Source organism: Acinetobacter lwoffii (assembly GCF_019343495.1).
Classification (GTDB): Bacteria; Pseudomonadota; Gammaproteobacteria; order Pseudomonadales; family Moraxellaceae; genus Acinetobacter; species Acinetobacter lwoffii_P.
Map to the genome: position 1 here is coordinate 838,793 of NZ_CP072549.1, position 15,023 is coordinate 853,815.

At 42.6% G+C, this 15,023-nt stretch carries 16 protein-coding genes; 9 read left to right on the forward strand and 7 right to left on the reverse strand.

What is annotated here, in order from left to right; genetic code table 11:
- Positions 1-86: 86 nt before the first annotated feature.
- Positions 87-1,481 carry a class II fumarate hydratase gene (fumC, locus tag J7649_RS03915; protein ID WP_219309477.1) on the reverse strand — a complete coding sequence of 465 codons (1,395 nt, stop codon included), beginning with the start codon at positions 1,479-1,481 and terminating at the stop codon, positions 87-89.
- A 138-nt stretch (positions 1,482-1,619) separates the two neighbouring features.
- Positions 1,620-2,630 carry an NAD-dependent epimerase/dehydratase family protein gene (locus J7649_RS03920; RefSeq protein ID WP_219309479.1) on the reverse strand — a complete coding sequence of 337 codons (1,011 nt, stop codon included), beginning with the start codon at positions 2,628-2,630 and terminating at the stop codon, positions 1,620-1,622.
- Positions 2,631-2,700: 70 nt separating this feature from the next.
- Here J7649_RS03920 and tusD point away from each other — a divergent pair, with 70 nt between their 5' ends.
- Genes tusD through J7649_RS03940 form a run of 4 tightly spaced genes read left to right on the forward strand, consistent with a single transcriptional unit; the run spans position 2,701 to position 4,092 of the window.
- Positions 2,701-3,069, forward strand: a complete 369-nt coding sequence (gene tusD / locus J7649_RS03925) for a sulfurtransferase complex subunit TusD (RefSeq protein ID WP_004280211.1) — start codon at positions 2,701-2,703, stop codon at positions 3,067-3,069.
- A gap of 44 nt (positions 3,070-3,113) precedes the next feature.
- Positions 3,114-3,464, forward strand: coding sequence for a hypothetical protein (locus J7649_RS03930; protein ID WP_219309481.1), 351 nt, complete (start codon positions 3,114-3,116; stop codon positions 3,462-3,464).
- 17 nt (positions 3,465-3,481) lie between these two features.
- Positions 3,482-3,766: a DsrH/TusB family sulfur metabolism protein gene (locus J7649_RS03935; RefSeq protein WP_219309483.1), complete on the forward strand. Its 285-nt coding sequence runs from the start codon at positions 3,482-3,484 to the stop codon at positions 3,764-3,766.
- Between the two features lie 14 nt (positions 3,767-3,780).
- Positions 3,781-4,092 (forward strand): TusE/DsrC/DsvC family sulfur relay protein, encoded by a 312-nt coding sequence (locus J7649_RS03940; protein ID WP_005263018.1) that lies wholly within the window; start codon positions 3,781-3,783, stop codon positions 4,090-4,092.
- A gap of 115 nt (positions 4,093-4,207) precedes the next feature.
- Here J7649_RS03940 and J7649_RS03945 read toward each other — a convergent pair whose 3' ends face one another.
- The 3 genes from J7649_RS03945 to ybaK form a co-directional block, all read right to left on the reverse strand.
- Positions 4,208-4,690: a hypothetical protein gene (locus J7649_RS03945; protein ID WP_219309485.1), complete on the reverse strand. Its 483-nt coding sequence runs from the start codon at positions 4,688-4,690 to the stop codon at positions 4,208-4,210.
- A gap of 62 nt (positions 4,691-4,752) precedes the next feature.
- A complete protein-coding gene (locus J7649_RS03950; RefSeq protein ID WP_219309488.1) occupies positions 4,753-6,006 on the reverse strand; it encodes a YncE family protein in 1,254 nt (417 codons plus the stop codon).
- A gap of 192 nt (positions 6,007-6,198) precedes the next feature.
- Positions 6,199-6,666, reverse strand: a complete 468-nt coding sequence (ybaK, locus tag J7649_RS03955; RefSeq protein WP_219309489.1) for a Cys-tRNA(Pro) deacylase — start codon at positions 6,664-6,666, stop codon at positions 6,199-6,201.
- A gap of 958 nt (positions 6,667-7,624) precedes the next feature.
- Between ybaK and aroQ the strand changes: the two genes are divergently transcribed.
- From aroQ to accC, 3 genes are read left to right on the forward strand one after another with little or no spacing between them, the layout of a single operon-like run.
- Positions 7,625-8,080: a type II 3-dehydroquinate dehydratase gene (gene aroQ, locus J7649_RS03960; protein WP_219309490.1), complete on the forward strand. Its 456-nt coding sequence runs from the start codon at positions 7,625-7,627 to the stop codon at positions 8,078-8,080.
- Between the two features lie 16 nt (positions 8,081-8,096).
- On the forward strand, positions 8,097-8,513 hold the full coding sequence (gene accB, locus J7649_RS03965; protein ID WP_005107117.1) for an acetyl-CoA carboxylase biotin carboxyl carrier protein: 417 nt from the start codon (positions 8,097-8,099) through the stop codon (positions 8,511-8,513).
- Positions 8,514-8,531: 18 nt separating this feature from the next.
- Entirely contained in the window at positions 8,532-9,896 is a 1,365-nt protein-coding gene (accC, locus tag J7649_RS03970; RefSeq protein ID WP_004646808.1) for an acetyl-CoA carboxylase biotin carboxylase subunit, read from the forward strand.
- A gap of 56 nt (positions 9,897-9,952) precedes the next feature.
- Here accC and J7649_RS03975 read toward each other — a convergent pair whose 3' ends face one another.
- A complete protein-coding gene (locus J7649_RS03975) occupies positions 9,953-10,396 on the reverse strand; it encodes a hypothetical protein (RefSeq protein ID WP_005100815.1) in 444 nt (147 codons plus the stop codon).
- A gap of 314 nt (positions 10,397-10,710) precedes the next feature.
- Here J7649_RS03975 and J7649_RS03980 point away from each other — a divergent pair, with 314 nt between their 5' ends.
- Both J7649_RS03980 and J7649_RS03985 read left to right on the forward strand, forming a co-directional pair.
- Positions 10,711-12,141: a sensor domain-containing diguanylate cyclase gene (locus J7649_RS03980; RefSeq protein ID WP_219309491.1), complete on the forward strand. Its 1,431-nt coding sequence runs from the start codon at positions 10,711-10,713 to the stop codon at positions 12,139-12,141.
- A gap of 46 nt (positions 12,142-12,187) precedes the next feature.
- The gene (locus J7649_RS03985) at positions 12,188-13,678 is read left to right on the forward strand and encodes an amidase (RefSeq protein WP_219309492.1); all 1,491 of its coding nucleotides are present in this window, start codon (positions 12,188-12,190) and stop codon (positions 13,676-13,678) included.
- Between the two features lie 16 nt (positions 13,679-13,694).
- On the opposite strand, the gene J7649_RS03990 is transcribed toward J7649_RS03985, so the two are convergent.
- Positions 13,695-14,861, reverse strand: coding sequence for an MFS transporter (locus tag J7649_RS03990; RefSeq protein WP_219309493.1), 1,167 nt, complete (start codon positions 14,859-14,861; stop codon positions 13,695-13,697).
- Positions 14,862-15,023: the final 162 nt, after the last annotated feature.

Below are 15,023 nucleotides of genomic sequence, written 5' to 3' on the forward strand. Positions count from 1 at the left end.
ACGCAACTCTGCCTGAGATAAAAACCACTGCTGACTATTCCATGATAAAACAGGCGGAAAGATTGAAAATAAAAGCGCTACAGCCCTTATTTGGCATTCGGTGAAACCATCTGTTCAGGACGCACCACCTCATCAAACTGTTCAGCGGTGACTAAACCCAGTTCAACAGCCACCTGTTTTAAGGTTTTTCCTTCCTTATAAGCTGTTTTGGCAACCTTGGCTGCATTCTCATAACCAATGACCGGATTCAATGCCGTGACCAGCATTAAAGAATCATGCAGGAAATGTTCAATTTTCTCATGATTCGGCTCAATTCCTACGGCGCAATGATCATTAAAACTGTTACACGCATCGCCTAAAAGCTGGATGGATTGCAGCAGGTTATAGGCAATGACCGGCATAAACACATTCAGTTCAAAGTTACCTGATGCACCTGCCATATTAATGGTGGTGTCATTGCCGAGAACTTGTGCGACTACCATCGTCATCGCTTCACTTTGCGTCGGATTCACCTTACCCGGCATGATGCTAGAACCCGGTTCATTTTCAGGTATACGCAATTCACCAAAACCACAACGAGGCCCACTGGCCAGCCAACGAATATCATTGGCAATCTTATTTAGGCTCACTGCTAAAGTCTTTAATGCACCAGAAGCAAATACCGCAGCATCACGGCCTGCCAAAGCCTCAAACTTGTTTGGCGCAGTTACAAATGGCAAGCCAGTTAACTGTCCCAGGGTTTTAGCAGACTGAACGGCATAATCGGGATGAGCATTCAGACCGGTACCGACCGCTGTCCCGCCTAATGGCAATTCATATAAACCAACTAAGGCCTGTTCTAGACGAAGAAGCCCATGATCCAGCTGAGAGACATAACCGCTGAATTCCTGCCCCAAGGTTAAAGGCGTAGCATCTTGTAGATGAGTCCGGCCAATTTTTACAATATCGGCAAAATCCTGAGATTTGGCATATAAAGTATCGCGCAAGCGTGTGACTGCCGGAATTAACAGTTCATTGATCTGCAAGCTCGCAGCCACATGAATCGCAGTTGGAAATGAATCATTGGTAGATTGGGCACGGTTGACATGATCATTTGGATGAACCGGTTTTTGTGCCCCTAAATGATTGCCCAATTTCTGGTTGGCAATATTGGCAATCACCTCATTACAGTTCATATTACTTTGCGTACCTGAACCGGTTTGCCAGACCACCAATGGAAATTGACTGTCCCATTTCCCGCTGATGACTTCATCTGCCGCATCTACAATGTAGCGTGACAGTTCTTGGGAAATCTGGTTCAGCTCGGCATTGGTTAAGGCCGCAGCTTTTTTGACGAGTCCCATGGCACGAATCATTGGCCGTGGCAAACGCTCATTTCCAATTTTGAAATTTTGCAAGCTACGCTGAGTCTGAGCGCCCCATAAAGCCTCGCTCGGTACAGCCACTTCTCCCATCGTGTCATGTTCAATACGTGTTTGCATGTTCAACCTCAATTCTTCTTGCCTGTTACGGATCTTAGGAATTTCTATATCAATGATTTAATCTATTTATTTAAAGTAATCGATTACAGTATTAATGTAAATGATAATTATTATCAAATACAAGCTAAGTTCTCTTACTTACTGCCCTCTGAGCGTATTCTGATAAAACAACCATTCATCCTCAAGCATCTTTCTGAGTGATCGCTGAGGTTGCCAATGTAGGATATTTCGCGCTTTTCCAATGTTCGCCCCCAATTGATCGATTTCCGCATGTGGGTATGGCAGAGCATCCATGGTTTTGATTGCAGACTGAGTCACTTCAGCCAGTTGATCTAGCAAATCCTGTATGGAAATCAATTCACCGGCAATATTAAAGGCTTCACATTTTAATTCCTGCTGTTGTGATAGCCATTGCAAGGACTTGATCACGGCATCACAACAGTCTGCGACATGCAGAAAACTGCGTTCTACTGTGCCATCCGCAGTATGGGCCTGACGGCGTAATTCCAGATATTCACGTTGCTGTGCAGCGACCTGCATCGCCAAAGGCAAAATATTTTTCGGTAAAGGTGGCACCGCTTCCCCCAGCACACCGTGTTCAAAGGCGCCGGCGATATTGGACAGACGTAGGATTGCAATCCGCCATTCATTGTCAGTTTTGGCAGTATCGCGGATAATTTCCTCAACCATCTGTTGCGATTTGATATAGGGATTCGGATAGGTATAGTTAAAAGGCAGATCTTCGCTTAAATCTGTGCCAGATTGTCCATATACCGCCAGACTGGATAAATGTACCAGATGACGCACTCCGGTACGTTGCATGGCACGCATGAGACTCATAATACAGCTGACATTATCATTATAATATTCAAGTGGTTTTAATACTGATTCTTCCAGTGACTTAAAACTTGCGGTATGTACCACAGCCTGAATCGAATGCTGCTCAAAGACTTTGTTCAATGCTGGCGTATTGCGAATATCAATTTTGATAAAAGGTACATACATACCAGAAATAAATTCGAGGCGCTCCAGAGTCTGTAAGTTAGCATTGGCCAAATTATCGACCACAATGACCTCTAGTCCTTGTGCTAACAGACTTAAAGCAATATGTGAGCCTAAAAAGCCTAATCCACCCGTCACTAAAATCATTTATACTACCTACTTTCTGATGAAGCCAAGATCAATCTGTTGCTATTGATCAAGCCTGTAGTGAATTTCGATGAGCACCTTAATTCTTGTTACCTCCGCACCGACTTCCATTTATGCCTGGCATGCCCTGGGTTTGGCTCAGGCCTTGCAAGATAAACAGGAAGCATTCCGTGTATTCTTCTATCAGGACGGCGTATCGGTCGCAAATGCACTGCAATGGGTACCCGACGATCAACGTCATCTTACACATGCATGGCAAGCGCTACAGATTCGCCTCCCGGTCTGTGTAAGTGCAGCATTGGCACGTGGAATTACAGATCTGGACAATGCTCGACGTCACAATATTCAGCAGCATAATCTGGCAGATGCCTTTGAATTGGTCGGTTTAGGTGAACTTGCCGATGCTGTTCAGTCCTCACAACGTCTCATTCAATTCTAGATGTTTCATTTTTTAGAATGTGTTGCTTTTCCAAGGAATCTTGTGTGAAATCTGTACTTGTTATATTAACCCAAGCCAATCTGACCAGCCTGCAGGTACATGAAAGTCTGTCGGCTACCATGGTCTTGGCAACTTTTGGCGCAGAAGTTAAAGTCCTGCTACAAGGGGCCGCCCTTAGTCTGCTGCGTTCAGAGCTGCAATTTGACCAGTTGCAACATGCATTTAAACTGGCATCAAATATGGTCGACAGTTTTGAGTTTTATGATCTCACTCCAGTTCTGATTGAGCAGAAAAACCAGAATTCCCCATTTGTGACGCAGAGCGAACAAGAAATCGAATTTATTGAGCTTAATCCTGAATTTATTCAAAGCTTTGATCATGTGTTGTATTGGTAAGGAATAAGGATATACAAATGTCAAATCATACACTTTACCTGATCCAATCCAGCTATTCGGCAACAGCGCAGATCCTAGAACAACTGGCTCAAATTTATGCAACGGGTGATCAGGTCGTGCTGATGGGTGAAGCGGTTTTGCTGCTAGAGCATTCATTTCTTCAAAGCTTGCCGAAAATTCACATGCTGGAAAATGATGCGGAGTTATTAGTACAACCTTTGCCTACACAAATAAAGCTTTTGAATTATGCAGATTTTGCAGATCTTTGCCTCGAGTTTAATCGCTGCATTTCAATGAAATAATGAATGAGTTAGATATGAATTTAGAATTGGATCAAGATGGCCATCTAGTTGACTATACCATCTGGAATGAAGACGTTGCTCAAGTGCTGGCCGATAGTCTGGAACTGAGCTTAACTCCTTGGCATTTTGAAATTCTGCAAGCGGTACGTCAGTTCTATCAGCAGTTTGGTCATTCACCAGCAACACGCCCACTGATTAAATTTTTAATGAAAACTGTCAGTGCCGATATCAATAATGCCATGCTTCAGGAAAAGTTTAATACTGGTCTGGTGGCCCGTCACTTAAGCCGTTTGGCTGGTGTACCCAAGCCTGCGAACTGTTTATAAAGATACTTAGCTTTTTAAAGCATGTGTTTAAAGGCCCGAATCATTTTTTGGGCCTTTTTTCATGAGAACAATTTTTAGGCTTAGAATAATGAAAGATACAGCTGGATCTAATTCGTCAAGTTCGAGTTTGTTCTAATACTCGCAACGCCCGATGCAATTCATGATCCATTTCAGGCAGAACTTTAATCAGAAACTCAATTTGTGCTTTCGCTTCGGCCTTGCTCACCAGTTGGGCCTCTACCAGTTTTTGCTGCTGACTGATCAACAAACTGACTTGTTGAGGATTTGGTCGTTGTCCCTCACTTAAAGCGTTAATGATCTGAGTAAAGTCCAGATATAACTGTTCTTGTTGCTTTGATAATTCGCTTTGCTTTGCAACCGTATCATTCTGTTCCTTATTCGTAGTTTGACTATTCTCAGGAGAGTTAACAGATATATAGCTTGCCGATTTTTCAGCTGGCAGGACCGGATCAGAATGGGTCTGATCAGTAAAATTCGTCCGATAGATTTCTTGTCGTACCTGATAGCCAATACCGACTAAAGTCCCAAACAATAGCAATCCGAGTATTACATAGAACAGAATTGTTTTATCATTCATTTTTATGTCCTCAGCTAAAGAAAGACAGCCTTTATCAAAAAGCTGTCTTTTTCGCTCATCGACTACGGCGTTGACCAGTCTGCTGGTGCATAACCAATCCGGACGCGTTGTGGATGATTCCCTACCGGCACACTGAGCACTTTATTGCCTGTGGCAAAATCAATCACTGTGACCACATCGGTTTCACTTTCTGAAATCACACAGCTACGACCATCCGGGCTTCGCGTTGCCCAATAAGGTTTACCTGCAGAAATCAGTTTCCCGGCTGTCAGTGTTTTGCGATCTACAATCGTAGCGTAGTTATCCATCGTACCGGCGACACAGAGCTTTTCACCATCAGCACTGATTGATAGGCCATGATGACGTGAATCATTGACCCATTTTGTCCGGTCTTTCGGAATACTGTCACTACCAGGCAGCTGTCCGATCCGGCTAATCTTGTTCTGATTCAGATCGTACTCAATCAGACCATTAAAAAATGAAACCTGGGCATACAGTTTGGTTTCATCCTTGCTAAATACCATTGGTCGTACTGAGTTGGATAAATCTTTGCGGCCAAATGCATCCAGTGCAGGTCTGAAATCGATTTTTCTTAGCACCTGATGTGTATTGGCATCTGCAATAGTGATAAAACGCTTACCTTTAGTAAAGTCTTGCCACTGTGCATCCATCGACGTTTCCACATTGCCGATGGCAGAGTTCAGGATCTTGTTACCACCATCGAAGTAAATGTTTTCATGCGGTTTATCGCCAGTGCTGAAACGGCCCAACTCTTTACCGGTATGGATATCCAGTACATGCACCACATTTCCTGAAGATGCAGATACGGCGACCCGTTGCCCATCTGGTGATACCGCCATATGGTCAGCACGGAAGCCTTCTACAGGCGTCCGCCAGTTAATCTTGCCGGTTTTGATATTAATTGATACCACATCAGCGAAACTTGGTCGTGATGCAACGACTGACTGTCCATCTGGTGTCGAGTACATATCATCCACCAGCTGGTCATTGCCTTCACCGGCTGTAGCCTGAATGTAAGTATAAGCAATCAGTTTGATTGGATTCAGGTGGATTTCTTTAAGGCGCTCTTTCCGGTCAGGAATCATGTTAATAACGCCAATCTTGCCAAAATCACCCGATGGACGAATCACGGTTACCGTGCCATCCCAGTTATTTCCGACAAAGAAAACCTGCTGTGAATTGGCAGGTGCAGCTGAAGGTGCAGAAGCGGCCTGTACACTAGGCAATGCAGATAGCATCGCCATTGCAGATAGTGTCAGACAGAACCGTGGCCATTTTTTATTTTGAATTTTCATCCATTATGCTCCGCATAATAATTTATATTTTTGTTTTCATTCCTTGTTGTGTACACAGTCAGGCTGTGTTTTAACGTATCTAATATACAAACGTATAAAATGATTTACTGTTATTTCCGACCAAAAAATATGCAGCTATTTTAAATCTATTACTTCAGGTTCTATGAATTAGGTGATCACCTTACTTCGATCTTATGTATCCAGCACATCGACGAACTGTGCATTGAGCACTTTGGCAAGATCAGCCGGCTTTAATCCGATATCCAAACCTCTTTTACCGCCACTCACATAGATCTTATCGAACTGTTCTGCGCTGGCATCGATCACCGTTTTTAATCGTTTCTTTTGCCCAATGGGACTTATTCCGCCAACCAGATAACCGGTCAAGCGTTCTGCATGTTTAGGATCTGCCATCTGAAGTTTTTTGCATCCTACGGCCTGCGCTACTTTTTTCAGATTGAGTTGATGATGTACCGGCAATATGGCAACAAAATACTGTTTATCATCCGTAACCAATAAAGTTTTAAAGACTTCTTCCACCGAAAGCCCCAATTTCTCAGCAGCTTCTAGCCCGAAACTTTTGGCATTGGCATCATGTTCATATTCATGAATGCTGTATTCAATTTTATTGGCTTTTAATAGTTTGCATGCAGGTGTCATAGAAAGTCTTGTTTGAGATGAATCGCATGATTATATAAAGATTAGCTCAAGAAGTTAATTTAGAGGAGGCAACTATAGAGCAAATTTTGCTTTAAGCCCGTATTCCGCCTCAATCAGACCTATTTGGTTGAATCGTTACGCTCTTCAATACTTTTAAACTTTTCTGCAAAGATGATGATGCGCAAAATTGCATCAAATGTATGCGTTTTTGCCACTATCCAAGCGTTAAGCGCTTAATAGCTTCACTATGTAGAAGACTTGAAGATGAACACATTCGTCACTTCATGCGTCTATAAATACGAGGCATATAGTCCAAGGGTTTTATCTTAAACCTGCTGAGATTCAACCCTTATCTCAGGCAGAGAAAATACATTCTTATACAGTGTCTGTCATGAATACTTGAATTGAAAATGATGTAACTCATTCCAATCTATTAGAAGAATAGGCTCAGAAAAATCCAAGTAAAATAAGAAAAAATATCATTAACATATTGTCTTATCTTATTTTTTTAAATTTCATCATATTTTGAGAATCGATCGATAGCTTATAGATAAAGAGGATAATCAGCACAACTCTAAAGTCAGAATGTAAAGAGTTTTCTATGCTCTAGAAATCGAACATTGTAGTAAAATCAGCCAGACAACTCCTGCTCAAAACTAAAAATATCACTAAAAGGAAGAATTTAGCGTTAACATGAAGATACAGTTACATAAAGGATATTAACTGTTTTTGCCAATTGGGTTTACAATGAAAATAATCTGAATACCCAGCGAATTGTAATTTTTTAACATTGCCAAATCTCTGCAAAGTTTTCATTATAGCGCCACTGTTTGCTATATGCTTTCTACGTTAATTAAAAGAAATTATAAATAGTAATGTAGAAAATCATGCAATAATAAGCAGAGTTTGCAGACATCTTGCAAACAAACCCCGATACTTTTTAATTGGAGCATGCTGGATGAGTTCGACCATTTTGGTTATTCATGGACCGAATTTAAACTTGCTTGGGAAGCGCGAACCGGAAGTTTATGGTCACCTTAGTCTTGACGATATTAACCAGCAACTGATTACTCAGGCTCAACAGGCTACATTACAACTTGAAACTTTCCAGAGCAACTGGGAAGGTGCCATTGTTGACCGAATTCATCAAGCTCAGCAAGACGGCGTTCAATATATCATTATTAATCCGGCAGCATTGACTCATACCTCTGTTGCGGTTCGCGATGCCCTTCTTGGCGTTGCCATTCCTTTCATTGAAGTCCATCTGTCTAATGTGCATGCACGTGAGGCATTCCGACATCATTCGTACTTGTCCGATAAAGCCATCGGCGTGATTTGTGGTCTAGGTGCAAAAGGCTATGCTGCTGCCCTCGACTATATCATTGAAAAAATACAACCTTCTACACAATCTTAATTAGGAATACTGTCTCATGGATATCCGTAAAATCAAGAAACTCATCGACTTGATGATTGAATCTGACTTACAGGCGATCGAAGTTAAAGAAGGCGATCAATCGATTGCATTAACTCGTCGTAATCCAGTGGTTGCAGCAGCTGTTCCTGCGATGCCTGCACCAGCAGCCGAAGCGCCAGCAGCAAAATCTCCTCGCGGCGCAGTTGAAACTTCACCAATGGTCGGCGTGTTCTATGCAGCACCAAGCCCGGGTGAGCCGACCTTTGTTAAAGTTGGCCAGACCGTTTCTGCAGGCGATACGCTGGGTATTATCGAAGCAATGAAAATCATGAACCCGATTGAAGCAACTCAAAGCGGTGTGATTGAAGAAATTCTGGTGAAAAATGGTGAAGTGATTCAATTCGGTCAACCACTTTTCCGCTACCGCGCTTAATCACCCCGGGGATTTATAATGTTGCAAAAAGTTTTAATTGCAAACCGTGGTGAAATTGCGTTACGCATCACCCGGGCTTGCAGAACTTTAGGGATCAAAACTGTAGGTGTCTATTCTGACGCAGACAAGGACCTGATGCATTTACGTTTCTGTGATGAAGCAGTATGTATCGGCCCTGGTGCGAGCAGTGACAGCTACCTGAATATTCCTGCGATTATTACAGCTGCTGAAATTACCGGCGCAGATGCAATCCATCCTGGTTATGGATTCCTCGCTGAAAATGCAGAATTTGCCGAAATCGTAGAAAATTCTGGTTTTATCTTTATTGGCCCACGTCCGGAACATATTCGTTTAATGGGGAACAAGGTTTCTGCCATTATTGCCATGAAAAAAGCTGGTGTACCAACAGTACCAGGCTGCGACCATGCCGTAACGATTCACAATGCCATGGCTGAAGCGAAAGAGATCGGTTTTCCACTGATTGTAAAAGCTGCTTCTGGTGGTGGTGGTCGTGGTATGCGTATCGTAGAAAATGTCGATACCCTGCTTGAATCTGTTCAGGCTGCACAGCGTGATGCGGAAATGTGGTTTGGTGATGATACGGTGTATATGGAACGTTTCCTGCAAAAGCCACGTCATGTCGAAGTGCAAGTACTGGCTGATGGTAATGGCCATGCGATTCATCTGTATGATCGTGATTGTTCACTACAGCGTCGCCATCAAAAAGTACTGGAAGAAGCGCCAGCACCGAACTTACCAGAGCAAGCACGTGCTGATATTCTAGAAGCCTGTGTGAATGCATGTAAGCTGATGCAATATCGTGGTGCAGGTACATTCGAATTCCTGTTTGAAGATGATGAGTTCTTCTTCATTGAAATGAATACGCGTGTTCAGGTTGAGCATCCGGTGACTGAAATGGTCACGGGGATCGATATTATCGAACAGCAATTGCGTATTGCTGGCGGCTTAGGCCTCGATATTCAGCAAGAAGACGTCAAGGTTTTAGGACATGCGATTGAATGCCGTATTAACGCAGAAGATCCATCGACCTTCCTGCCTTCACCAGGCAAGATTGACAACTTCTATGCACCAGGCGGCGCAGGTATCCGTTTAGATTCGCATGTTTATCCAGGTTACAGCATTCCACCGTATTATGATTCGATGATTGCCAAACTGATTTCGCATGGTAAGGATCGTGAGACGTCTATTTCTCGAATGAGAAATGCTTTGGAAGAAATGATTTTGACTGGCGTTAAAACCAATATTCCTTTGCATAAAGATTTAATCCTTCAGGATAAAAACTTCTGCAAACAGGCAATGGATATTCATTACCTAGAGAAGCATTTGTTAAAGCAGCTTGAAGGTGCTGAAGACAAAGCTTAAATCAAAGCTCATAAAAAAAACCGCTGTCATTCAGCGGTTTTTTTATTGTTTGCAATTTAAGGCAATACGCGTCTGAGCACAGCAAAACATTGTTCGGCTTTTTCATTGGCGCAGAAGTTAATGGTATAAGGGTTTTGCCATTTCACAAAATATTGCGAAATTTCACCAGACTGATCCACCTGATTGCCTGAACAGTCTTTTTCATTATTGTCATATTTTACTTGCAGAATCAGCGCTGGAATCTGCTGCGAAGGATCCTGTGCCGGCTGATAGTCATATAGCCCCGACGTCCACTCATCGCCACTTTTAATCACCACATTATTATTGCCTTTAAAATTATAATATTCGATACATTTTTTATTATTCGGGATTTCCATTCCCCACAATCCGACAATTTCCGGACGGGTTTTCACAGTAAATGTATTTGGGATTTCAGCAGCTTTAGCAGGAGCATTCGCTGGTTTTTTATTTTCTGTCGCCATTAGCCAAGGTGAGCTCATGAGTAAGATAAGGCTAAGACATATTTTTTTCATATTTACCGGCATCTTGTTAACAATTGATTCTAAATTATCATATTTTTTGGGATCGTGTCCCGCTCTAACGCAATTTCAATACAGAGTCAGAAATTATTTATCACATTGTTTAAAAACATGGATTTCCTTTCTGACTTTTTTTGTATATATTTCGTATATAAGAATCTTAATAGTTCGCATTAATAACAGATTAATCAAACAATAAAATTATATTTTGGGTCAAACTTAGTTGCTGAACAAAGTGATCATTCACACTTAAAAATTTGAATAGGATTTTAAATTTGCAATTAGCTCGAATAACAGAACAACAATTAAATCATGAAACCTATGCTTATTTTGTCATTGTTTTCGCTGTTTTAGTCTGTTGTTTTATTGGGATCGCAACCAGACCAATTGAGTATCTGGCCTTATTGTGGCCGGCCAATGCTGCCTTGTTAGCCCTGTTCTTACGCTTTCCACATTTAAATAATATGGGAGGTTGGCTTGGTGCATTCAGCGCTTTTATGTTTGCAGATCTGATCACCGGGAACAGCCTATTACAAAGCCTGTTTCTTACCTTGTCTAATCTGATCAGCACTATTGTCTCGATATTTTTTATTCGATATTTCAAGATTAATTACAAATACTATAATACTGGTTATACATTCGTTCATTTATTTGGCATCTTCGCTTTTGCAGGCTGTCTGGCCAGTGCGGCTTTTGCAGTTCTCACCTTGCCAAATCTACCCAATTCATTCATGACCAAAGAGAATTTATGGATTGATTTTGGTCTGTGGTGGACCGGTGAAATGGTGAATTATATTGTGTTTCTCCCTTTAATCTTGGCATTCCCAAGAATAAAAGACATGCAGTATCTATTTAAAAACCGTCGTCAAAAGCGTCATCATTTCAGTTATTTTCTGCCCGCAGCTACAGTCGTACTCTGTGTCATCATCACCAATATTTTTTCAGGTCCGGGCACCCTGCTCTATCCTTTGGCTGCGCTGATCTGGGCCGCATTAACCTATCGCCTGTTTAGCATGACACTGATTAATGCGTTTGTGACTATTTTAACCTATTACAGCCTGACGCGGTTTTATGCCACAACGCATGACACCTTGACAGATTCTACGATTTATATTTCGCTCCGGATCGGGCTGTTTATGCTGGCCTTATCGCCGCTTATTCTTTGTATTATTAGTCAAAACCGCAATGAGCTGTTTAAACGGGTTCTCTATCTGGCCAATCATGACAGTCTGACCCGCACCATGAACCGTCATTTTTTCTTTCAGAAAGGTGAATATTTACTGCAATATGCCAACAGAATGGAATTTTCGGTCATCATGCTGGATATTGATCATTTCAAACGTCTGAACGATGATTTTGGCCATCATGTCGGTGACAAGGTGCTGCAACATTTTGCGGAAATCATTCGCTGCAATTTACGTGCTGAAGATCTGTTTGCACGAATTGGTGGGGAAGAATTTGTGCTGTTACTCTGGAATACCGAACCATCAGAAGCACGTCTTATTGCAGAACGGATTCGTGATATGGTGGAAAAAACCCCGATTTATCAATCAGATGGCTCGCCCCTGTATATTACCGTGAGTGTGGGCATCACTCATCAAAATGAACCGCAGGCCCAAGACCTGCAAAACCTGATCAATATTGCAGATCAAGCCTTGTATCAGGCCAAACATCGTGGGCGAAATCAGGTGGTGCTTGCATCTTGAGCCTAAATGATCTACAACCTTGAAGCAACAACACTAGGGAATGGCAATGAAATTTGAAGAATATCTGCAATATGACGGTTTAGGACTGGCTGATCTGGTCGCCAATAAACAAGTACATTCAAGTGAACTTTTATCTGCTGCACTAGAGCGTAGCTCAATTGCCAATCCCGAGCTAAATGCAATTATTATTCCGATGCATGAGCATGCATTGAAACGGAGCCAGCAAAATCTGTCCGGACCTTTTGCCGGTGTGCCTTTTCTGGTTAAAGACCTGTTTCAGGAATATGCCGGTTATCCAACTTCTTATGGTTGTCAGGGCTTAAAACGGATTGGTTATATCGCCGAGACCAATGCCGAGATTGTCAATCGCTGGGAAAAAGCCGGGATTGTGACTTTTGGACGTACCAATACTCCTGAATTTGGGATTAAAGGTATTACTGAACCAGATGCTTGGGGCAGCTGTAAAAATCCGTGGAATTTACAGCATAATAGCGGCGGCTCGTCCGGTGGTTCCGCTTCTGCCGTGGCTGCCGGAATTGTACCAATTGCGGGTGCTGGTGATGGTGGCGGCTCGATACGTATCCCCGCTTCCTATTGCGGCCTGTTTGGCCTGAAACCGAGTCGTGGCCGCACGCCTTGGGGACCACAAATGAGTGAAGCCATGCATGGCGCCGCGATTCAGCATGTACTGACCAAAACGGTACGGGATAGTGCTGCAATGCTGGATGCCACCCATGGTGAAGATCATAGTTCACTGTTTAAGATTCAGCGTCCACAGCATCATTATCTGGATGTGATTCAGCAACCGCCAAAAAAACTGAAAATTGCGTTTAGCACTTATTCTACGATTGGCACACCTGTTTCCCAGGATGCCATTAAAGCCATTGAAAAAACAGCCAAATTGCTAGAATCTTTGGGCCATGAGGTGGTCGAAGACCGCCCAGCCATTGATGGAATGCAACTGGCCAAGGATTTTATTACCACCTGGTTTAGCCAATTTTCATTTATGCTGGATGAAATCCAGAAAGGCTATCCGTCTAAAACAAATGATTTTGAATTGGACTCTTTAGCACTGGCGGCTTTTGGGGCCAAAACCAGCGCGATTGATTATATCCAGAACCTGAATAACTGGGGCCAGTATGTGACCCAGATGAATCATTTCTTTGATAATTATGACCTCTATCTAACGCCTGCAACGGCGACAGTGGCGCCGAAAAATGGTGAGGTCAAAACACCAAACTGGCAGAAACCGATTCTTAAAGGTTTATTGAAACTGAATAAAGCGCATTTACTGGCGCAAGGGAAACTAGTAAACCAGATTGTGAAAGAAAATCTAAAATGGGTGCCTTTTACCCAGTTGGCCAATATTACCGGACTCCCAGCGATGTCTGTACCGCTGTACTGGAATGAACAAAACCTGCCGCTCGGTTCACAGTTTATTGCGCCGTTTGCCCGTGAAGATCTCCTGCTACAATTGGCAGCTCAATTGGAACAAGCTCAACCGTGGTTTGGGCAATATTCCAAGATCCGTATTTAATGTTGAGATGATATTTTCAAGCCTGTTTTTGCAGTTCGACTTTATTCGGCAATCCGAAAATCAGTAACAAGCCAAGCAAGGTCGATGCTGCAGCAGCGATAAAGATAGATGTGCCGCCGACTTGATCCCAATAATGCCCAGCCAGAATACTGCCACTCGCCACGCCAATGCCCCACATGGTGCTATAGAGCGCTTGTCCACGTCCTTGCTGCCCTGCAGAGAAGTTCTGGAATATCACCCGCATTGCAATCATATGAAATAAACCGAAACTTAAAGCATGAATCGTTTGAGCAAAAAACTGTGCCATAAATGAAGCAGGAAAGACTCCGACGATGAACCATCTTAATCCTGTCATTAACAAGCATAGCGTGACCAGATGACGCCATGACCACCGTGTCAGAAAGAACGTCGCATAGGCAAACATGATGATTTCCGCAATGACCCCGACTGACCAGAGCAGCCCGATCTGACTGGTGCTAAATCCCGCCTGACTGAGATAATTGCTATAAAAACTATAAAACGGCGCGTGTGAAAATAGCAGAATCAATTCAATCAGGAAAAAACTATACACCACTGGGCGTTTAAATATCGGCCATAAGGGTTCGAGCTGTTTCTGGGCGGTAGGCGCCATCGTGGGCTCTTTAATGGTAAATGACCAGAGAAAGGCCAGAAATGAAATACACAGCAACAACACTGGCAACATACTGATGCTCATAATTTCAAAGACGGCGCCCAAGCCGAATACACCAATAATAAAACCGACAGATCCCCATTTTCGTACTTTGCCATAAAGTTCTGCTCTTTTTTCCCCGAGCCAAAACAAAGTCACGCCTTCAAACTGTGCCAAAATAGCATTCTGAAAGAAACTGAAAATCAGCATCAGTAAAGCTACGGACTGAAAGCTATTGGGAATGATAAAAATCATGAACCAGATACAGGCTTCCATCCAGGTGGCAATACGTACCAGCAGCATGCGTTTACCAGACTTGTCTGCAATCCAGCCCCAAATTAAGGGAGCAAAAAAGCGGGTGACGATTGCAATAGAAGATAAAATGCCAATTTCCTGATAATTGAAGCCCTGATCTTCTAGATACAGACTCCAAAAAGGCATGAACGCCCCAACAATCGCATAGTAAAAAAAGTAAAATCCACTGAGTCTATGCTGGATTGCTAGAACTGGCATTGATTTATATATCCTAATATTTTCAGAATGTTAAACTAAATAGATTTCTATAGCACTGTATTCGACGACTCTTGATTTTGCTACGAGCATCTCGCATTAGTCTAAAAATAAATTTTCATAAGTTTATGGATAAATTTTGCTAAAGTAAAAAACTCTGTGTGG

Bases quoted from the DNA above. Each gene is read 5' to 3' on its own strand.
- J7649_RS03940 (WP_005263018.1), top strand. From the start codon at position 3,781: ATGAATTTAGAATTGGATCAAGATGGCCATCTAGTTGACTATACCATC.
- accC (WP_004646808.1), top strand. From the start codon at position 8,532: ATGTTGCAAAAAGTTTTAATTGCAAACCGTGGTGAAATTGCGTTACGC.
- J7649_RS03985 (WP_219309492.1), top strand. From the start codon at position 12,188: ATGAAATTTGAAGAATATCTGCAATATGACGGTTTAGGACTGGCTGAT.
- J7649_RS03990 (WP_219309493.1), bottom strand. From the start codon at position 14,861: ATGCCAGTTCTAGCAATCCAGCATAGACTCAGTGGATTTTACTTTTTT.
- ybaK (WP_219309489.1), bottom strand. From the start codon at position 6,666: ATGACACCTGCATGCAAACTATTAAAAGCCAATAAAATTGAATACAGC.
- J7649_RS03920 (WP_219309479.1), bottom strand. From the start codon at position 2,630: ATGATTTTAGTGACGGGTGGATTAGGCTTTTTAGGCTCACATATTGCT.
- accB (WP_005107117.1), top strand. From the start codon at position 8,097: ATGGATATCCGTAAAATCAAGAAACTCATCGACTTGATGATTGAATCT.
- J7649_RS03975 (WP_005100815.1), bottom strand. From the start codon at position 10,396: ATGAGCTCACCTTGGCTAATGGCGACAGAAAATAAAAAACCAGCGAAT.
- J7649_RS03950 (WP_219309488.1), bottom strand. From the start codon at position 6,006: ATGAAAATTCAAAATAAAAAATGGCCACGGTTCTGTCTGACACTATCT.
- aroQ (WP_219309490.1), top strand. From the start codon at position 7,625: ATGAGTTCGACCATTTTGGTTATTCATGGACCGAATTTAAACTTGCTT.
- J7649_RS03935 (WP_219309483.1), top strand. From the start codon at position 3,482: ATGTCAAATCATACACTTTACCTGATCCAATCCAGCTATTCGGCAACA.
- tusD (WP_004280211.1), top strand. From the start codon at position 2,701: ATGAGCACCTTAATTCTTGTTACCTCCGCACCGACTTCCATTTATGCC.
- J7649_RS03945 (WP_219309485.1), bottom strand. From the start codon at position 4,690: ATGAATGATAAAACAATTCTGTTCTATGTAATACTCGGATTGCTATTG.
- fumC (WP_219309477.1), bottom strand. From the start codon at position 1,481: ATGCAAACACGTATTGAACATGACACGATGGGAGAAGTGGCTGTACCG.